The following is a 19,660-nucleotide window of genomic DNA, read 5'->3' as shown; positions in this document are numbered from 1 at the left end:
CGACGCTTACCGGAACAAATTACCTGTCACGGCGTGTCATTCCTCGTTTCGGATCTCGCACAGGCGGCGGGGACGGGTTCGCTATGATGGGCGCTTTTCCACTCAGCCCCTGCCCCATGCCAGCCCTGCGCGCGTCCTGGTTTCCGTCGCCCCTGTCCCAACCGGCCGTTCTGACCGCCGCCTGCCTGCTGGCGCTTGCCGCCCTCCCCGCCGCCCAGGCGCAGACCGCGCGCAAGCCGTCGCCGTACGAAAACAACGTCATCGAGCCCTTCAAGGCGCCGCGGCCGCTGACCCCCGAGGAGATCGCGGCGCGCAAGGCCGAGGACGCGCGCCGCGGCGGTCCCGCCTTCATGGCGCGCATCGACGACGAGGCCGCGTTCCGCCAGCTGGCGCGCGTCTACAACGCCGGCACGCCGCTGGAAATCCCGCACGTGCTGTTCGTGATCGACCGCCAGCGCGGCAACCGCATCCATTACCTGGACACGCCGCGCTACGGCCTGCACGAGACCTTCGCGCGCGAGCGCCGCCTGCTGCCCGGCAAGGACAAGGCCGCGCTGACCGCGCAATACAAGGATCCGAACCGCCGCCTGCTGTTCGGCACCCTCAGCTGGCAGCGCGACCTGCCCGGCTACACCTATGAATTCTGGGAAGGCGACCGCCTCACCCCGGAGCTGCTGAAGCTGGCCGACGAGGTAGTCGCCAAAAGCTTCTATGCCCCGGTCCGCTTCAAGACCAACTCGACGCTGCACGAACAGGCCGCCGCTACCGCCGGCCTGACCTTCGTGACCCAGGAAACGCTGCTGCGCGAACAAGCCTTCCTGCCGCTGAACGCCGGCACCGCGCAGGGCCGGCTGCGCATCGTCGCCTCGGTCGAGGCCACGCCCGACCTCAAGCGCGACGACATCGTGGTGCTGGACGAAGTGCCGATCGCCATCCCACCCGTGGCCGGCCTGATCACGCAGCGCCCGTCCACGCTGCTGTCGCACGTCAACCTGCTGGCCAAGGGCTGGGGCATTCCCAACGCCTACGTGCGCGACGCCACCACCGCGCTGCGCCAGTACGACGGTCAATGGGTCACCTTGACCGTCAGCGGCAACGACTACCAGGTGCGGCCCAGCGACAAGCCCGCCAGCCAACCGCCGGCCACGCCGCCCAAGCCGCGCGCGCAACTGCCCAAGCCGGACCTGACCGTACAGGCGCTCAAGCCGCTCGATGCCCTGGCCGTGCGCGACAGCCGCCACTGCGGCGTCAAGGCCGCCAACCTGGGCGCGCTCCGCTCCGCATTGCCGCCGGCCGCCAGCGTGCCGGACGGCTTCTGTATCCCGTTCGCGCAATATGCCGCCTTCATGCAGCGGCTGAACGTGGCGCAACGGGTGGCCGCGCTGGAACAGCGCGCCGACTTCATGGCCGACGCCGAAGTGCGGCGCAAGGAATTGGCGGCCCTGCGCCAGGACATCATGCAGGCCGCCGTCGACCCGGCGCAGGCTGAATCCTGGCGCGCGCTGTGGCAATCGCGCCTGAAGGGCGCGGGCGTGTTCGTGCGCAGCTCGTCCAATTCCGAGGACCTGCCCGGCTTCAGCGGCGCCGGGCTGTACACCACGGTGCCTAACGTCACCCAGCCGGACGCGCTGGCCAAGGCGGTGCAGACGGTATGGGCCTCCGTCTACAACTTCGACGCCTACGAGGCGCGGCGCGCGGCAGGCATCCCCCAGGACGCGGTGGTGATGGCCGTGCTGGTGCAGCTGGCGGCGCCGTCCGACAGTTCCGGCGTCATGATCACGCGCGATCCGTTCGACGCCAGCCGCCGCTACGTGACCTACATCTCGGCCAAGCGCGGCCTGGGCATCAAGGTGGTGGAAGGCAAGCGCCAGGCCGAGCAGGTGATGTATTCGAGCTGGTCCAAGGCGGTGCAGGTGCTGAGCCGCTCGGCCGAGGACACGCAGTTGGTGGCCGACATCGCCGGCGGCGTGCGCGAAGTGCCGATCGCGCCGGACGCGCGCCAGGTGCTGAACGACGCGCTGGTGGCGCGGCTGGCCGCCGTGGGCCGGCAGGTCAAGCAGCGCCTGGGCCAGGTCGACCAGGACATCGAATGGGCGGTGGTCGGCGACAAGATCATCATTCTGCAGGCGCGGCCCTACATCGACGCGCGCCGCTAGCGGACCCAGAGGGAAAAGGCCCCCACGCTCCGCCGCTGCGCGGGTCGCTGCCCCCCAAGGGGGCATTTTTGCCTTGGGGCGGCCCGGCGGCAAAAATAGCCCCCACGCTCCGCCGCTGCGCGGGTCGCTACCCCCCCCAAGGGAGCGTTTTTGCCTTGGGGCGGCCCGGCGGAAAAAATAGCCCCCACGCTCCGCCGCTGCGCGGGTCGCTGCCCCCCAAGGGGGCGTTTTTGCCTTGGGGCGGCCCGGCGGAAGAAATAGCCCCCACGCTCCGCCGCTGCGCGGTCGCTGCCCCCCAAGGGGGCGTTTTTGCCTTGGGGCGGCCCGGCGGCAAAAAAAACCGCGGTGGCGGGCGTGATGCCCGCCACCGCGGCTGCGGATCCACCGTAACGGATCAGATGTGCAGCGCGTGCCCCAGCGCCTTGAGCGCGGCTTCCTGCACCGCTTCGCCCAGGGTCGGATGGGCGTGGATCGTGCCCGCCACGTCCTCCAGCGTCGCGCCCATTTCGAGCGACTGGCCGAACGCCGTCGACAGTTCCGACACGCCCCGGCCCACCGCCTGCCAGCCCACGATCAGGTGGTTGTCGCGACGGGCCACCACCCGCACGAAACCGTCGGTGGACTCCAGCGTCATGGCGCGGCCATTGGCGGCGAACGGGAACGACGCCGCCAGGCAGTCCAGCCCGGCCGCTTCGGCCTCGGCCGGCGACAGGCCGGCCACCACGACTTCGGGATCGGTGAAGCACACCGCCGGGATCGCGGCCGGCTGGAAGTGGCGACGCTTACCCGCCACCAGCTCGGCCACCATCTCGCCCTGCGCCATGGCGCGGTGCGCCAGCATCGGCTCCCCGGCGATGTCGCCGATGGCCCAGACGTCGCGCATGGAGGTGCGGCACTGGTCGTCGATGCGCAGTGCGTTGCCCTTGCGGTCCAGCTGCAGGTTTTCCAGGCCCCAGCCCTGCGTGCGCGGACGCCGGCCGACGGCGATCAGCACCCGGTCGGCGGGCAGCGCGGTCTCGGCGCCGCTGGCGTCCTGGATCCGCACCGCGGTGCCGGCGCCATTCAGCCCCAGCACCTTGCGGCCCAGGTGCAACTCGACGCCCAGCCTGGCCAGCGCGGCGGCCACGGGCTTGGTCAGCTCGGCGTCATAGGTCGGCAGAATACGGTCCTGCGCCTCGACCACGGCCACCTCGGCGCCCAGCTTGCGGTACACCGTGCCCAGCTCCAGGCCGATGTAGCCGCCGCCCACCACCACCAGCTTCTTCGGGATGTCGGCCGGCGACAGCGCCTCGGTCGAGGACACCACCATGCCGCCGAACGGCACCGAGGGCAGCGGCGTTGGCTCGGAGCCGGCCGCCAGCAGCAGGTGCTCGCACTGGATGCGCTGGCGGCTGCCGTCGGCGCTCTCGACCTCGACGGTCTTGCCGTCCAGCAGGCTGGCCCAGCCGTGCACCACCTGCACGCCGTTCTTCTTGAGCAGCGCGCCCACGCCGCCGGTCAGCTTGCCGACGATGCCGTCCTTCCAGGCCACGGTGCGGCCGATGTCGATGGCGGGCGCCGACACCGAGATGCCCAGCGCCGACTGGCCGGCGTAATGCCGCGCCTTGTCGAATTCCTCGGCAGCGTGGATCAGCGCCTTGGACGGAATGCAGCCAATGTTCAGGCAGGTGCCGCCCAGCCGGTCGCCCTCGACCAGGATGGTGGGCACGCCCAGTTGCCCGGCGCGGATCGCGGCCACATAGCCGCCAGGCCCGCCGCCGATCACCAGCAGGGTTGTCGTCTTGGTAGTCTGGCTCATGCTTACTCCACGAAAAGCAGCGCGGGTTGTTCCAGCAGCGCGCGCACGGCCTGGATGAAGCGGGCCGCGTCCATGCCGTCGACCACGCGGTGGTCGAACGAGGACGACAGGTTCATCAGCTTGCGCGCCACCACGGCGCCATTGCGGAAGGCCGGCCGCTCGACGATGCGGTTCACGCCCACGATGCCGACCTCGGGATGGTTGATGACCGGCGTGGTGACGATGCCGCCCAGCGGCCCCAGGCTGGTGATGGTGATGGTCGAACCGGACAGCTCGTCGCGTCCGGCGCTGCCGGCGCGCACCGCCTGCGCCAGCCGGCCGATCTCGGCCGCCATCGACCACAGGTCGCGGGTTTCGGCGTGGCGCATCACTGGCACCATCAGGCCGCCGTCGCTCTGCGTGGCGATGCCGATATGCACGGCGCCGTAGCGCGTCACCTGGCCGGCCTCGTCGTCATAGCGGGCGTTGATCTGCGGGAAGTCGCGCAGCGCGATCACCATGGCGCGCGCCAGCAGCGGCAGCAGCGTCAGCTTGCCGCGCGACTCGCCGAACTTCGCGTTCAGGCTGACGCGCAGGTCCTCGAGCTCGGTGACGTCGATTTCCTCCACGTAGCTGAAATGCGGAATGCGGCGCTTGGACTCGGCCATCTTCTGCGCGATCTTGCGGCGCAGGCCGATCACCGGCACCTGCTCTTCGTCGTTGCGCTCGGCGTAAGCCGGGCCGCGCGCGGTCGTGGCCGCGCCCTGCCCTTGCAGATAGGCGTCCAGGTCCTCGTGCATGACGCGGCCGGCCGGGCCGCTACCGTGCACGTAGCGCAGCTCGATGCCCAGGTCCCAGGCGCGCTTGCGCACCGCCGGCGAGGCCAGCGGCTTTTCGCCGGGTTGTCGGGACGCGGCGGGCGCCTGGCGCGCGGCGGCCGGACGGCTGGGCGGCGCGGAGGGCGCTTGCGGCGCGGCGGCGGACGATTGCAGCGACGCGGCGATCTGGCCGGCAACGCCGCCGGCCGGGGCCTTGTCGGCCTTGGCCGGCGCCGGTGCGGCGGCCGGCGCGCTCGCCGCCGGAGCCGGCGCGGCCGCGGCCTGCGGTGTCTGCGCCGCCGCCTCGCCCTTGACGTTGCCCTCGCCTTCCACTTCCAGGCGGATCAGTTCGCCGCCCACGGCCATGACCTGGCCGACTTCGCCGCCCAGCGCGACCACGCGGCCGACCACGGGCGACGGGATCTCGACCGTGGCCTTGTCGGTCATGACGTCGGCCAGCGGCTGGTCCTCGGCGACCGTGTCGCCCACCTTGACGTGCCAGCCCACCAGTTCGACCTCGGCAATGCCTTCGCCGATGTCGGGCATCTTGATGACATGAATCCCCATCTCACACCTCCATCGCGCGCTTGAACGCTTCGCCGACCCGGCGCGGGCCGGGGAAATACGCCCATTCCTGCGCGTGCGGATAGGGAGTGTCCCAACCGGTCACGCGCTCGACGGGTGCTTCGAGGTGATGGAAGCAGTGTTCTTGCACCAGCGCGATCAGTTCGGCGCCGAAGCCGCAGGTGCGCGTGGCTTCGTGCACCACGACGCAGCGGCCGGTCTTCCTGACCGAGTTGACGATGGTCTCCAGGTCCAGCGGCCACAGGCTGCGCAGGTCGATGACCTCGGCGTCGATGCCGGTTTCCTCGGCCGCGGTCAGCGACACGTGCACCGTGGTGCCATAGGTCAGCACCGTCAGCGCGTTGCCGGGGCGCACGATGGCCGCGGAGTCCAGCGGCACTGTGTAGTAGCCGGTCGGCACCACGCTGCCCGGGCGGCCGGTCCACGGCGTCACGGGACGGTCGTGGTGGCCGTCGAACGGGCCGTTGTACAGGCGCTTGGGTTCCAGGAAGATGACCGGATCGTCGTTTTCGATGGACGCGATCAGCAGGCCCTTGGCGTCGTAGGGGTTGGACGGCATCACCGTGCGCAGCCCGCAGACCTGGGTGAACATGGCCTCGGGGCTCTGGCTGTGGGTCTGGCCGCCGTAGATGCCGCCGCCGCAGGGCATGCGGATGGTCATGGGCGCGATGAATTCGCCCACCGAGCGGTAGCGCAGGCGCGCCGCTTCCGACACGATCTGGTCGGAAGCCGGATAGAAATAGTCGGCGAACTGGATCTCGCACACCGGCCGCAGGCCGTAGGCGCCCATGCCCACCGCCACGCCGACGATGCCGCCTTCGGAGATCGGCGTGTCGAACACGCGCGAGCTGCCGTACTTGGCCTGCAGGCCCTCGGTGCAGCGGAACACGCCGCCGAAATAGCCCACGTCCTGGCCGAACACCACCACGTTGCCGTCACGCTCCAGCATCACATCCATGGCCGAGCGCAAAGCCTGGATCATGGTCATCGGCGCGGACGCCGGACCAACATTGTTATCGATAGCCATGACTCACACTCCGAGCTGCTGACGTTGCCGGCGCAGATGCTCCGGCATGTCCTTGTAGACGTCTTCAAAGATGCTGGCGGCGCTGGGGACGTGGCCGTCCACCAGGGTGCCGTAGCTTTCCGCTTCCTTCTGCGCCGCCTGGATCTCGGCGTCGAGCTCGGCGCGCACCGCGTCGTGCTCGGCCTCGGACCAGATGCCACGCAGGATCAGGTGCTTCTTGAAGCGCTCGATCGGGTCGCCCAGCGGGAAGTGGCTCCAGTCGTCGCCGGGGCGGTACTTGGAGGGATCGTCGGAGGTGGAGTGCGGGCCCGCGCGGTAGGTCACCCATTCGATCAGGGTGGGGCCGAGGTTGCGGCGGGCGCGTTCGGCGGCCCAGCGCGAGGCGGCGTAGACCGCCAGGAAATCGTTGCCGTCCACCCGCAGCGAGGCGATGCCGCAGCCCACGCCGCGGCCGGCGAAGGTGGCGCCCTCGCCCCCGGCGATGGCCTGGAAGGTCGAGATGGCCCACTGGTTGTTGACCACGTTCAGGATCACCGGCGCGCGGTACACGTGGGCAAAGGTCAGCGCGGTATGGAAGTCCGCCTCGGCGGTGGCGCCGTCGCCGATCCAGCCCGACGCGATGCGGGTGTCGCCCTTGATGGCCGAGGCCATGCCCCAGCCCACCGCCTGGATGAACTGCGTGGCCAGGTTGCCCGAGATGGTGAAGAAACCGTTCTCGCGGTCGGAATACATGACCGGCAACTGGCGCCCCTTGAGCGGGTCGCGCTCGTTGGACATGAGCTGGCACATCATGGTCACCAGCGACACGTCGCGCGCCAGCAGGATGCTCTGCTGACGGTAGGTCGGGAAACACATGTCGCCCTGCTCCAGCGCCAGCGCGTGGGCCGAGCCGATGGCTTCTTCGCCCAGGCTCTGCATGTAGAAGGAGATCTTCTTCTTGCGCTGGGCCGTCAGCATGCGGCCGTCGAAGATGCGCGTCTTGAGCATGGTGCGCATGCCTCGGCGCAACAGCTCGTCGCTGATCTCCGGCGCCCACGGGCCGACGGCGCGGCCGTCGTCGTCGATGACCCGCACCAGGCTGTAGGCCAGGCTGCCGGTGTCGATCGCGGCGACATCAATGGGGGGTTTGGGCACCTCGCCGGGCGGCGACAGGCGCAGGTAGGAAAAGTCGGTCTTGCAACCCGGACGCCCGGTGGGCTCGGGGACGTGCAACTTCAGCGGCCCGTATTGGCTCATGAATTGTCTCCACGCTTGATCGTGTCATGCGCATTCTTCTTACCAAGACACTGCCCGGGGGGGTGACCTCGGACATTGCCATCGTCGGCCTGTGCAAAGGGATAAACATGCACGGCCGGGAGCCAGAGTAGCACAGGGCGCGGCCCCGAGACAGGGGCCGCGCCGGGCCTTGCTGGCCGCGCGGTTCGGGGGCCGGCCGGCGCGCGCGGCAGGGGGTTGCACGCCCCTGCCGGCCCGCTATCACCAGCGGTAGGTCGCCGTGCCGATCACGCGGCGCGGCTCGCCGTAGAAGCAACCATAGGTGCAGTTGCCGATGTCGGTCTTGTCGGCCAGGTTGGTGGCATTGAGCGCGAATCGCCATGGCCCGGAGGTGTAGCTGACCATGGCGTCGAACAGCGTAAAGGATGGCACCTCGACCGCCGTGCCGTGCGCCAGGCCGCGCGTGCTGCCGACGTAGCGCACGCCCGCGCCGACCCGCAGCCCCGGCAGGCCGAAGGCGCCGAAGCCGTAGTCGCCCCAGACCGAGAACTGGTTGAACGGCACCGAGTTCAGGCGCTTGCCGACCTCGTCCGGTTGCAGCGGGCTGGCCTTGAGGGTGCGCGCATCGGTGTAGGCGTAGGCGGCGATCAGGTTGGCGTGGCGGCCCAGGCGGGTGCGCGCTTCCAGCTCCAATCCGCGGGTGCGCGCCTGCCCTGCCTGGATCTCGTAGTTCGTGTCGAACGGGTCGGTCACGTTCACGTTCTTGCGGGTGAGCTGGTACACCGCCGCCGACAGCATGGTGTCCGCCCCCGCCGGCTGGTAGCGCACCCCGGCTTCGTACTGCTGACCGGTGGTGGGCTTGAAACGGCTGCCCTGGCGATCCTGGCCGCTGGTCGGCTCGAACGATTCGCTGTAGCTCAGGAACGGCGCCAGGCCGTTGTCGGCCAGGTAGACGATGCCGGCGCGGCCGGTGAAGGCCTGGCTCTTTTCATTGTCCGCGATCTTTTCGCCGGTGAAGAAATTGCGTTCGTTGACCGTGACCCAATCGTGCCGTCCACCCAGCAGCACCACCCACTTATCGGCGATCTTGACCTGATCCTGCAGGTACACCCCCAGGCGCTTCAGGTCGGTTTTCGAGGACGACCACGGGAACGGCGTGGCCGGTCCCAGGGGGACGCCATAGACCGGGTCATAGAGATCGATGTTGGTGTTGCTGCGCAGGTAGCGCTCGGTCTCGTGCCTGGGCAACGAGTAGTCCAGGCCCGCCAGCAGCGTGTGGCGCAGCGGGCCGGTGATGGCGTCGTACTGCAGCGATGTATCGGCCACAACCGCCGAAGACCGATCCCAGCGCGGCATCGCGCCGCGATCGGCGGTGTGGCGCTGGTCGGCCTGTAGCTGCCAGATGTCGGTGGAGAAATAGGTGCTGTCCGCGTGGAAGTAGCGCACGCTGTTGCGCAGCTTGAGCTGGTCCGTGAACGCGTGTTCGAACAGGTAGCCGATCGAATAGCGCTTCATGATGAACTTGTCGAAGCCAGGTTCCCCGGTGAATCGATTGCGGGGAATCCTGCCGTTGGGATTGGGCAGGACCGTGCCCTGGCCAGGCAGGCCGTAGACGTAGGCCGTGCGGTCCTCCTGGTATTCCGCCAGCAGGGTCAGCGAAGTGGCATCGCTGGGTTGCCATTTGAGGGCCGGGGCCACGTAGGTCCGGTCGTCCGGCACGTGATCGATGAAGGTGTCGCTGTCCCGCTTCAAGGCGGTCAGGCGGTAAGACCATTTACCCTCGTCATCGAGCGCGCCGCCGAAGTCGCCGGAGATCTGCTTGCGGCGGAAGTTGCCCGCCTCGACGTTCAGTTCATGCAGCGGCTCGGTCGTGGGCCGCTTGCTGACCGTGTTGATGACCCCGCCCGGCGGCGCCGCGCCGTAGAGCACCGAGGCGGCGCCCTTGAGGAACTCGACCCGTTCCAGCCCGTACAGTTCCTGCCGTCCGTTGTAGATGTTCACGGTGTACAGCGTGCCATCGCGATAGTAGCTGCCCTGGCTGCCGCGAAAGCCGCGCAAGAATACGCTGTCGGAGGTGCGGTCCAGGCCTTCCGCGCGGCTCACGCCCGCCACGTAGCCCAGCGCGTCCTGCAGGCTCTGCGCCTTGAGCGTCTCGATTTCCTCGGCGCCGACCACCGTGATCGACTGCGGCGTCTCGATGATGGGCGTGTCGGTCTTGGTGCCGGTGGCGCTGACGCGGGCGGCGTAGCCATGCAGCGGGCCGGAGGGCGATTCGGCCGCGCCGGTCACGCGCACCGGCTCCAGCAGCGTGGCATCGCCCGCCAGCGGCACGGGCCGCGCGCTGAAGGTGCCATTGGCGGTGATGCGCAACTCCAGGCCGCTGCCCGCCAGCGCCTGGCGCAAGGCCTGCTCGGCGGTGTAGGTGCCGGCCACGGCCGGGGCCTGGCGGCCCGCCACCAGCGCCGGATCGACCGACACCGCCTGGCCGCTCTGGCGCGCGATACGGGTCAGGGTCTCGGCCAGCGGCGCGGCGGGCAGATCGTAGCGCTGCGCCATGGGCGCGCCCGCCTGGGCCTGGGCGATACCGGCCGGCGCGGCCAGGGCGATGAGAAACGCGGCCGCCAGCTGCGGCGCGGGACGAACGGGGAACATGGAATCTCCTGCGACAAGGGGGTGCTTCAGGAGGTATGTCCAGCGAGCCCGCCGCGAGCGATCATTTTTTTTTGGCGGCATCGGCGCGCAGGTCGATGCTGACCAGCCAGCCGCCCAGCGTGGCGACCTCGATCGGCAGCGTCTGGCGCAGGGATTCGAGCACGCGGTCGGTATCGTCCAGCGGAAACGCGCCCAGCACCCGCAGCCGCGCGGCCTTGGCGGAGATGCGCAGGAAGCCGCGCCGGTACGGTCGCAATGCCGCCACCACCTCGCCCAAAGGCTGGTCGCGCACCACCAGCATGCCGTCTTGCCAGGCGGCGGCCTCGGCCAGCGCGGCGTCCGGCGCGCCGATGCCGTGCGCGCCGAAGCGCGCGCCCTCGCCCGCCGCCAGGACGCGCCGCTGGCCCGCCGCGCGGACTTCGACACTGTGCTCGATCACACAGGCGACACTGCCCCGCGCATCGCGCGCCACCCCGAACACCGTGCCCAAGGCCTGCACCTCGCCATCGGGACTGGCGACGATGAAGGGCCGCGCGGCGTCCGCCGCCACCCGCACGTAGACCGCGCCCTCGCGCAATCGCAGCACGCGGGCGCGGTCATCGAATTGCAGGTCGACGGCGGAGCGCGCGTTCAGGGTGACCACGCTGCCGTCCGGCAGCGGATAGGCGCGGCGTTCGCCGGTGCCGGTGCGCAGGTCGGCGGCCAGGGTCCGCAACGGCGTCTGGCGATCGACCAGGGCGGCCAGCCCGCCGGCCGCCAGCGCCAGCATCAAGGCATTGCGCAGCGCCCGGCGGCGCGAGGTCGGCGCCAGCAGCGCCGCGCCGGCCGCCCGGGACGAGGCGCCCTCGCCCAGCGGCGCAAAGGTGCTGTCCAGGGCGCCGGTGACCAGGTCCCAGGCGGCGGCGTGGCGCGGGTCGGTCCGGTGCCACGCCTCGAACCGGGCGCGGTCGGCGGCGCTCGCCTCGCCCGACGACAGCTGCACCATCCAGTCGACCGCCGCCTCGACGGCGGCCGGCAGCGCGGGCGCGCTCATGGGGCCAAGCGCGCGGCCACGCACAGCGTGATGGCCTGCTTCATGCCGCGCCGGACGGTGATGGCCGACACGCCGAGCTGCTCGGCGATCTGCGGATAGGTCAGTTCGTGCAACTGGCTCAGGAGGAATATGTGGCGGGTGCGCGCCGGCAGGCGTTGCAGGGCGCGGTCGATCTGCATCAGGGCCTCGACCACCAGCGCGCGCTGTTCCTCGCTGGGCGCGCAGGCCTGCGGCAGGGATTCGAGACTGTCGAGATAGGCGCGCTCGAGCTCGCGGCGGCGCCAGAAGGTATACAGCGTGCGCTGCGCCAGCGTGGTCAGGAACGCGCGGGGTTCGTGGATCGGCTCGGTCGGGCGGCCGGCCAGCACCCGCACGAAGGTATCGTGCGCCAGGTCGGCGGCGTCATGGCGGCAACCCAACCGGCGCCGCAGCCATTCCAGCAGCCACGGATGATGGGCCTCGTACAGCTGGGCGGCGGGGTGCGGCGTCGGCTGCGCGGGATGGGACATGGCGGGGAATGGGAGGGCAGGCTAATCAACAATAAGAATTATTGTCATTTATTGATGGCCGCGCAAGCCTGCCCGGTGCAGCCGGACGGCGAGCAACGTCGGCGCGGCTGGGCGGCTTGGCTGGGCGGCTTGGCGGGGTGGCTTGGCGGGGTGGCTTGGCGGGGCAGCTTGGCTCGGTGGCTTGGCGCGCTGGACCGCATCTGGCCCACCTCTATACTTGCGGCTTCCGATTCCCCTGGAAACCGACGTGCCTCGATTGACCACCTCGAAATGGTTCAGCTGGACCGGCATTGTGTTTGCCGCGCTTTACCTCGCCATCGTCATCCTCTGCATCGCCGGCGCGCTGTCGGCCGACGGCGACGACAAGGGCCGCTTCATTCTGCTGCAACTGCCCTTGGCCTTTCAGCTTGCGCTGCTGCACGACCTGAACCTGGACCGGCTGCTGGGCGACCTGTCGTGGACCGGCGGCTACCTGCTGATCGGGCTGCCCACGCTGGCCCTCTTCTATTTCGTGGGCTGGGGCCTGGAGAAACTGGTGCGCGCGGCCTTCCGGCCCATCGCGTCGCAACGGTAGGCAACGGCACCCGCAAAGCAAAAACCCGGCCAGCGTGAACTGACCCCCGAGTGTTGGACTTGATCCAACCTTCGGGGGTCAGTGTATTGAGGGCCCAGTTCTTTTTTCGAAGCGCGACGCGCCTCAGGCCGGACCGGTCCACTCGGTGACGAACTCGCGGTAGTCCGGGCGGTTGGCCGGCGGCACCGCGCACGCCGGGGTGCCAATGGCCAGGAAGCCGAGGAAACGGTAGTCGAGCGAATCCAGGCCCAGCGCCGCCTGCACGTCTTCAACGTAGGTGCCGATGCCGGTGCTCCAGAACGCGCCGTAGCCCAGCATGTGGGCGGCGTTCAGGATGTTCATGGTGGCGCAGCCGGTGGCCAGCAGTTGCTCGGCCTCGGGGATCTTGGTGTTGTCGTGGGCGATCTTCTGCGCCACGGCGACGAATAGCGGCACGCCGGCCATCCACTCGCGCACCGACTTTTCCTTTTCCGGCGTCATGCGCGGATCGCCGCTGCGCTTGACGGCTTCCAGCGCCACGTCGGCCAGCTTGCCGATGGCCTCGCCCTGGATCACCACGAAGCGCCACGGGCGCAGCGCGCCGTGGTCGGGGGCCGACATGGCGGCCTGCAGGATCTGTTCGAGCTCGGCGGGTTTGGGCGCCGGACCCCGCAGGAACTTCACGGAACGGCGCGAGGTGATGGCATGCAGGGGCGTGGCGGTGGCGGTCTGGGTCATGGAGTCAGGCACAGGTAACAGGATTCTGGCGGCTTCCCAAATGGGAAAGAGAAGGGTTCTCATATTACGCCATGGCCGCGCGGGGGACGGCTATCCCCCTGCCCGGCGCATGGCGACTGGCGGATTCAACCCAGGTGGGTATGGCGTTCCTGGCGTTCCTCGACCTGCATTTCCGACAGGCCGTGCAGGATGCCGCAGTCTTCCGCGTCGGGCCGCGCCGACAGGCAGCGCTGGCGCAGATCGGTCAATTGCGTCTTCAACTGGGTCAGCTCGGCGATGCGCTCGTCCACGTGGGAGATGTGCTCATCGAACAGTTCATTAATGGGGCCACATCCTGCCTGGTGATTGTCGGCCAGCGACAGGATGGCGCGGATCTCGTCCTGCGTCATGTCCAGCGCGCGGCAGTTGCGGATCAGCCGCAGGCGCTCCAGGTGGGGCTGGCCGTAGCTGCGGTAGTTGTTCAGGCCCCGTTCCGGGGCGGGCAGCAGCCCTTCCTTCTCGTAATACCTGACGGTTTCGACCGTGGTGCCGGCCGCCGTGGCCAATTCGCCGATACGCATCGTGCCTCCCGGACGCATCCGATGGATTCAAGGGGTTGACCCTATAGTAACTCCAAGGTGTGGAATACCGCCAATGGATAACGAAAAGGCAACGCGAATGTCTTGCGCAACGAACAAACATACCGATCCCACCGCTTCCGGACGGCCGGACGCCTGCTGCGGCACGAAGGCCCCGGCTGCGTCCGGCGGGCATGACCACGCCGCCGGCGGATGCTGCGGCCCCGCGCAAGGCAAGGCCGCCGCGGCCGACGGCCATCGCCACGAAGGCGCCGGCCATGCCCACAATCACGGCCACGATCACGATCACCATCACAGCCACGACCACGACCACGACCACGACCGCGATCACGGCCATGCCCATGCGCCGGCGCATGACCACGGCGCCTCGGCCTGCTGCGGCCACGATGCCGGCAACATCCAGATGTCCGCCGGCGGCGCGGCCGTGCTGCAGGCCGGCCCGGGCCAGTTGCTGGCGCGCCTGCGCATCGGCCAGATGGACTGCCCGACCGAGGAAACGCTGATCCGCAAGAAGCTCGACAGCGTCGACGGCGTGCACGCGCTGGACTTCAACCTGATGCAGCGCATCCTGACGGTGGTGCACGCCGAGGGCGCGCTGGAGCGCATCACGGCGGCCATCAAGTCGCTGGGCATGACGCCTGAACCGCTGGCCGACGACGCGCCGCGCACGCCGGCCCCGGCCGCCGCGCGCGTGAACTGGTGGGCCATCGGCGGCGCCGGCGTGCTTGCCGCGCTGTCCGAAGCCTCGCACTTCGCCGGCATGCACTGGGGCGTCACCGCCGCGCTGGCGGTCGCCGCCATCCTGGCCTGCGGCATCAGCACCTACCGCAAGGGCTGGATCGCCGTGCGCAATGGCAACCTGAACATCAACGCGCTCATGAGCATCGCCGTCACCGGCGCGGTGCTGATCGGCCAGTGGCCGGAAGCGGCCATGGTGATGTTCCTGTTCAATGTGGCTGAACTGATCGAGGCCCGTTCGCTCGACCGCGCCCGCAACGCCATCCGCGGCCTGCTGGACCTGGCGCCCGAAACCGCCACCGTGCGCCAGGCCGACGGCAGCTGGCAATCGGTGCCGGCGGCGCAACTGCGGATCGACGACGTGGTGCGCGTGCGGCCCGGCGAACGCATCGCCGCCGACGGCATCATCGTCAGCGGCCGCTCGGCGGTGGACCAGTCCCCCATCACGGGCGAAAGCCTGCCGGTGGAAAAGGCCGAGGGCGATCAGGTGTATGCGGCCACCGTCAACGCGGCCGGCTCGTTCGACTACCGCGTCACCGCGGCGGCGGGCAACACCACGCTGGCGCGCATCATCCACGCGGTCGAACAGGCCCAGGGCGCGCGCGCGCCGACCCAGCGCTTCATCGACCGTTTCTCGCGCATCTACACGCCCGCCGTGGTGGGCGTGGCGGTGCTGGTGGCGGTGCTGCCGCCGCTGCTGTGGGCGCAGCCCTGGTTCGACGCGATCTATCGCGCCCTGGCGCTGCTGATCATCGCCTGCCCCTGCGCCCTGGTGATCTCCACGCCGGTCAGCATCGTCAGCGGCCTGACGGCGGCCTCGCGCCGCGGCATCCTGGTCAAGGGCGGCGTGTACCTGGAAGAAGGCCGCAACCTGCAGTGGCTGGCGCTGGACAAGACCGGCACGCTGACCCATGGCAAGCCGGTGCAGACCGACCTGCAGGATTGGGACGTCTCCGACCTGACGCGCCAGCCCGCTGCGCGGATTGCCGCCAGCCTGGCGGCGCGCTCGGACCACCCGGTCTCGCTGGCCGTGGCCAACGCCGCGCGCGACGCCGGCAAGACGCTGCTGGACGTGGACGACTTCACCGCCCTGCCCGGCCGCGGCGTCAGCGGCAAGGTGGACGGCGTGCTGTTCCAGTTGGGCAACCGCCGCCTGATGCGCGAGCTGGGCGTGTCGGACGCCAGGCTGGAAGCCCGTTTCGACGAACTGGAACAGCAGGGCAAGAGCGCCATCGCGCTCGGCGATGGCCAGCGCGTGCTGGCGCTGGCGGCGGTGGCCGACACGGTCAAGCCCACCAGCGCGGCCGCCATCGCCGACCTGCACGCGCTGGGCGTGCGCACCCTGATGCTGACGGGCGACAACACGCCCACGGCGCAAGCCATCGCGCGCCAGGTCGGCATCGACGAAGCGCGCGGCGACCAGCTGCCGGAGGACAAGCTGGCCGCCATCGAAAGCAAGCTGGCGCCCGCCGGCAAAGTCGGCATGGTCGGCGACGGCATCAACGACGCCCCGGCCCTGGCCCGCGCCGATATCGGCTTCGCCATGGGCGCGGCCGGCACCGGCACCGCCATCGAAACGGCCGACGTGGCGCTGATGGACGACGACCTGCGCAAGATCGGCACCTTCCTGCGTCTGTCGCGCGCCACCCACCGCGTGCTGGTGCAGAACATCGCGCTGGCGCTCGGCATCAAGGTGGTGTTCCTGGCGCTGGCGATGACCGGCAACGCCACGCTGTGGATGGCGGTGTTCGCCGACGTCGGCGCCAGCCTGCTGGTGGTGGCCAACGGCTTGCGGCTGCTGCGGGCCGCCCCGGCGGCGAACTGAAGCGGCGCCCTGATGCGAAACGCCCCGGCAGGAATCTCCTGCCGGGGCGTTTTTCCACATCGGCGCGGCGCCGCGGTCCCGCGCCGTCCGATCGTTCAAGGCGCACTGCCCGGGAAGGCGGCCGGGGCCGCCTCGATCATGCGGGGATGCAACGCCGATCGTGCCGCGCGTCAGCCCGTCTGTTCTTCCTGCGGCCAGTCGCGCAGCACCGGCGCATCCGGCGCGCCCGGCCCGACCTCGCGCAGGTGATCGTGCTGCAGCAGCGCCATGCGGTAGGCGTCGCGGTAGGCGCCGTTGGAAAAGAACTCTTCCTTGAGCAGCCCTTCGATCTGGAAGCCGCAGCGCTCGTAGATGTGCACGGCGGCGCGGTTGTCCTTGTCCACCACCAGGTAGACCTTGTGCAGGTTCAGCACGCGGAAGGCGTAGCCCACCGCGATGCGGGTGGCGGCCTTGGCGTAGCCGCGCCCCTGGTAGCTGGGCGCGATGATGATCTGGAATTCGGCGCGGCGGTGGATGTAGTCGATTTCCACCAGTTCCACCAGGCCGGCCGGCTGGCCGGTGTCGTGCTCGATGATGAAGCGCCGCTCGTTCTGGTCATGCAAGTGGCGGTCATAGAGGGCGACCAGTTCGTCGTAGGCCTCGTAGGGCTCTTCGAACCAATAACGCATGATGACGTCGTTATTGTTGATCTTGTGCACGAAGTGCAGGTCGCCGCGCTCCAGGGGGCGTATTTTGATATCGGATATTACCGACATAGAAACCTCCGAAAGTGCTGTCATTGTAGCTGACATCGCCCTGAAAAGACCATTGCATGGCGATTTCACCAGAAGAATGGCTTGTTTATTGACCTACAGCAGAAAAATGGCTGAAAAAGCGCATGAATACTGGAACTTTCAATATTCACGCGCCGCCATCCGTAACGAAATCCACCCGCGGCCCGGGCCGGGCATTGCCCCCCTACCCTCGGCACACATGCCGCCATTACGGCGCCGCGAATGCCGGCAGGCGCTGTTCGATGCGACGCACCACCTCGTTGGCGGCCGATGACAGCGGCCGCCCCAGACGCAGCAGCATCTGGCACTCGGGCGCGCTCAGGATCGGATGCGCGATCGGCAGCGCCACCAGTTCGCCGCTGGCCAATTCGTGGTGCACGCCCAGGTTCGGCATCAGCGTCACCCCGGCGCCGCTGATCGCGTACTGCTTGAGCACGCGCAGCGAATTGGTGGTCAGGCTCGGCGTCAGGTGGATGCGTTCCGTGAACTCCAGCAGGTCGACCGCCTGACGCAAGCCATACGGCGCGGACATCAGCGCGAATGGATACGGCAGGATGTCGGCGATGGTGAGCGGCGCGCGGCGCCGCGCCAGCGCATGGCCGGGCACCGCCAGCAGGCAGACCGGATGCTTGCGGCTGGCGCGGCAGCGCAGCCGCGGATCGACCGGCGGGTTGTAGGCCAGGCCGATGTGCGCGGCATCCGAGGCCACCGCCTCGACCACCTCGTTGACCGAGCCGACGTTGACGCTGACGTTGATGCGCGGGTGTTCGATGCAGAACGGCCCCACCACGTGCTCCATCAGGCTGTCGATGAAGCCTTCGCTGATCATCAGGTGGACGTTGCCGCGCCGCATGCCGCGCAGTTCCTGCAGGCGCGTGTTCAGGTGTTCCTGCTGCGCGCGGCAGGCGCGATGGTATTCCAGCAGCATGTCGGCGGCCTCGGTCGGCGTCAGTCCGCGCGCGCGGCGCTCGAACAGCGCCACGCCCAGTTCCTTTTCCAGCAACTGGATCTGGCGGCTGATGACCGACGGCGCGGTGCCGAGCTTGTCGGCCGCGCCGCGGATGGAGCCACAGGCCACCACCTCGTTGAAATACCTCAGCCGCGTCTGGCTGATTTCCGCCATGGTTTCCCCTTTTATGGACGTCCGGCGGCAGGAACCCGCCGCCCGCCATGGTTTGTCATGGAGGCCGGGACATGGCCGGCGTCTTTTCCGTTGCCGTATGTTGCCCTGAAGGCAACGATAATTTATCACTCAGGTCATTGTTTCGAACACTGCGTGCTCGCAATATGGACGCCGCGCGGACCCGCCCCGGGGACCGCCGCCATCCCAACCACCGCGGCGGGCGCAGATCCGCCCGCGAGGAGACACGCAATGCCCCATCAGGCCACGCCAGGCGCCGATCCGCGCCTGGCTCCGCTATACCGCAAGATCACCTGGCGGCTGCTGCCGTTCCTGCTGCTCTGTTATGTATTCGCCTACCTGGACCGCATCAACATCGGTTTCGCCAAGCTGCAGATGCAGCAGGACATCGGCATCTCGGATGCCGTCTACGGCCTGGGCGCGGGCATCTTCTTTCTCGGCTACGTGATGTTCGAGGTGCCCAGCAACCTGCTGCTGACGCGCATCGGCGCGCGCCGCACCATCAGCCGCATCATGGTGCTGTGGGGCCTGACCTCGGCCTCGATGCTGTTCGTGCAGGGCGAATGGAGCTTCTACGTCCTGCGCTTCATGCTGGGCGTATTCGAGGCCGGCTTCGCCCCCGGCATGATCTTCTACCTGACCTACTGGTACTCGCAGTCGCGCATGGCCGGCGTCATGGCGGTGGTGATGCTGGCCGGCCCGATCGGCGGCATCGTCGGCGGGCCGGTCTCGGCCTGGATCATGACGGCCTTCTCCGGCGCGCACGGGCTGGATGGCTGGCAATGGATGTTCCTGCTCGAAGGCCTGCCCTGTGTGCTGCTGGGCGTCATCGCCTTCCGCTACCTGGACGACAAGCCGGCCGAGGCGCGCTGGCTCAGCGCCGAGGAAAAGGCGCTGCTGGCCGCCGACCTGGACAGCCGCGGCGCGCACAAGAAGCACGCCTTCGCCCAGGTGCTGCGCGACCCCGCCATCTACGGCATGGCGCTGACCTACTTCTGCCTGATCTGCGGCATCTATGCAGTCAGCTTCTGGCTGCCGACGCTGCTCAAGCTGGGCGGGGTGCAGGACACCATGCAGATCGGCCTGTACTCGGCGATCCCCTACGTGGCCGCGGCGGTCTTCATGCTGTGGTTCGCGCGCAGTTCCGACCGCATGCGCGAACGCCGCTGGCACACGCTGGTGCCCGCCCTGCTGGCCGGCGTGGCGCTGTGCATCGCCACCGCGGCGCCGACGCAATTCGCGCTATCCCTGACGGCCATCACGCTGGCCACAGGCTTCATGTGGGCCGCCTACACGGTATTCTGGGCGATTCCGTCGCAGTACCTGCAAGGGGAAGCCGCGGCGGGCGGCATCGCGCTGATCAACAGCATCGGCCTGCTGGGCGGCTTTCTCAGCCCGTCCATCATCGGCTGGGTCAAGGAATCCACCGGCAGCCTGGCTGGCGGCCTGTATGCGATCTCCGCCCTGCTGGTGGCCGGCGCCCTGCTGTTGCTGGTGAATCGTCCCGCCCAATCCGCGCCCGCGCGCGCCTGACGCTCAAAG

Annotated in this window: 15 protein-coding genes; 4 read left to right on the top strand and 11 right to left on the bottom strand. The window is 69.1% G+C overall.

What is annotated here, in order from left to right:
- The first annotated feature begins 116 nt into the window (after positions 1 to 116).
- The gene (locus ABFG95_RS26040) at positions 117 to 2,156 is read left to right on the top strand and encodes a PEP/pyruvate-binding domain-containing protein (RefSeq protein ID WP_348995078.1); all 2,040 of its coding nucleotides are present in this window, start codon (positions 117 to 119) and stop codon (positions 2,154 to 2,156) included.
- A gap of 394 nt (positions 2,157 to 2,550) precedes the next feature.
- Here the strand turns inward: ABFG95_RS26040 and lpdA are convergent, their stop codons facing one another.
- The 7 genes from lpdA to ABFG95_RS26005 form a co-directional block, all read right to left on the bottom strand.
- Positions 2,551 to 3,954 (bottom strand): dihydrolipoyl dehydrogenase, encoded by a 1,404-nt coding sequence (gene lpdA, locus ABFG95_RS26035; protein ID WP_049074512.1) that lies wholly within the window; start codon positions 3,952 to 3,954, stop codon positions 2,551 to 2,553.
- Between the two features lie 2 nt (positions 3,955 to 3,956).
- A complete protein-coding gene (locus tag ABFG95_RS26030) occupies positions 3,957 to 5,318 on the bottom strand; it encodes a dihydrolipoamide acetyltransferase family protein (RefSeq protein WP_059270008.1) in 1,362 nt (453 codons plus the stop codon).
- Between the two features lies 1 nt (position 5,319).
- Entirely contained in the window at positions 5,320 to 6,363 is a 1,044-nt protein-coding gene (locus ABFG95_RS26025; RefSeq protein ID WP_049074516.1) for an alpha-ketoacid dehydrogenase subunit beta, read from the bottom strand.
- 3 nt (positions 6,364 to 6,366) lie between these two features.
- A complete protein-coding gene (locus ABFG95_RS26020) occupies positions 6,367 to 7,599 on the bottom strand; it encodes a 3-methyl-2-oxobutanoate dehydrogenase (2-methylpropanoyl-transferring) subunit alpha (RefSeq protein ID WP_006386387.1) in 1,233 nt (410 codons plus the stop codon).
- A gap of 240 nt (positions 7,600 to 7,839) precedes the next feature.
- Positions 7,840 to 10,230, bottom strand: a complete 2,391-nt coding sequence (locus tag ABFG95_RS26015) for a TonB-dependent siderophore receptor (protein ID WP_348995077.1) — start codon at positions 10,228 to 10,230, stop codon at positions 7,840 to 7,842.
- Positions 10,231 to 10,291: 61 nt separating this feature from the next.
- A complete protein-coding gene (locus ABFG95_RS26010; protein WP_348995076.1) occupies positions 10,292 to 11,263 on the bottom strand; it encodes a FecR domain-containing protein in 972 nt (323 codons plus the stop codon).
- The gene (locus ABFG95_RS26005) at positions 11,260 to 11,772 is read right to left on the bottom strand and encodes a sigma-70 family RNA polymerase sigma factor (RefSeq protein ID WP_348995075.1); all 513 of its coding nucleotides are present in this window, start codon (positions 11,770 to 11,772) and stop codon (positions 11,260 to 11,262) included. Before ABFG95_RS26005 ends, ABFG95_RS26010 begins: the two co-directional genes overlap by 4 nt.
- Before the next feature lie 247 nt (positions 11,773 to 12,019).
- On the opposite strand from ABFG95_RS26005, the gene ABFG95_RS26000 reads away from it, so the two are divergent.
- Positions 12,020 to 12,346, top strand: coding sequence for a hypothetical protein (locus ABFG95_RS26000; RefSeq protein ID WP_175146706.1), 327 nt, complete (start codon positions 12,020 to 12,022; stop codon positions 12,344 to 12,346).
- A 123-nt stretch (positions 12,347 to 12,469) separates the two neighbouring features.
- Here the strand turns inward: ABFG95_RS26000 and ABFG95_RS25995 are convergent, their stop codons facing one another.
- Both ABFG95_RS25995 and cadR read right to left on the bottom strand, forming a co-directional pair.
- Positions 12,470 to 13,063: a nitroreductase gene (locus ABFG95_RS25995; RefSeq protein ID WP_054415999.1), complete on the bottom strand. Its 594-nt coding sequence runs from the start codon at positions 13,061 to 13,063 to the stop codon at positions 12,470 to 12,472.
- 125 nt (positions 13,064 to 13,188) lie between these two features.
- Positions 13,189 to 13,623 (bottom strand): Cd(II)/Pb(II)-responsive transcriptional regulator, encoded by a 435-nt coding sequence (gene cadR / locus ABFG95_RS25990; protein WP_006386392.1) that lies wholly within the window; start codon positions 13,621 to 13,623, stop codon positions 13,189 to 13,191.
- A gap of 421 nt (positions 13,624 to 14,044) precedes the next feature.
- Between cadR and ABFG95_RS25985 the strand changes: the two genes are divergently transcribed.
- Entirely contained in the window at positions 14,045 to 16,204 is a 2,160-nt protein-coding gene (locus tag ABFG95_RS25985; RefSeq protein WP_348996063.1) for a heavy metal translocating P-type ATPase, read from the top strand.
- A 170-nt stretch (positions 16,205 to 16,374) separates the two neighbouring features.
- On the opposite strand, the gene speG is transcribed toward ABFG95_RS25985, so the two are convergent.
- Together speG and ABFG95_RS25975 are read right to left on the bottom strand one after the other, a co-directional pair.
- Positions 16,375 to 16,959 carry a spermidine N1-acetyltransferase gene (speG, locus tag ABFG95_RS25980; protein ID WP_049074529.1) on the bottom strand — a complete coding sequence of 195 codons (585 nt, stop codon included), beginning with the start codon at positions 16,957 to 16,959 and terminating at the stop codon, positions 16,375 to 16,377.
- 226 nt (positions 16,960 to 17,185) lie between these two features.
- Positions 17,186 to 18,100: a LysR family transcriptional regulator gene (locus ABFG95_RS25975; protein ID WP_059269996.1), complete on the bottom strand. Its 915-nt coding sequence runs from the start codon at positions 18,098 to 18,100 to the stop codon at positions 17,186 to 17,188.
- A gap of 249 nt (positions 18,101 to 18,349) precedes the next feature.
- On the opposite strand from ABFG95_RS25975, the gene ABFG95_RS25970 reads away from it, so the two are divergent.
- Positions 18,350 to 19,651 carry an MFS transporter gene (locus tag ABFG95_RS25970; RefSeq protein WP_348995074.1) on the top strand — a complete coding sequence of 434 codons (1,302 nt, stop codon included), beginning with the start codon at positions 18,350 to 18,352 and terminating at the stop codon, positions 19,649 to 19,651.
- Positions 19,652 to 19,660 lie beyond the last annotated feature (9 nt).

Source organism: Achromobacter sp. HNDS-1 (genome assembly GCF_040084795.1).
Lineage (GTDB): Bacteria > Pseudomonadota > Gammaproteobacteria > Burkholderiales > Burkholderiaceae_B > Achromobacter > Achromobacter ruhlandii.
Note: the sequence above shows the minus strand (reverse complement) of the source record. Positions and strands in the feature narration are given on the sequence as shown.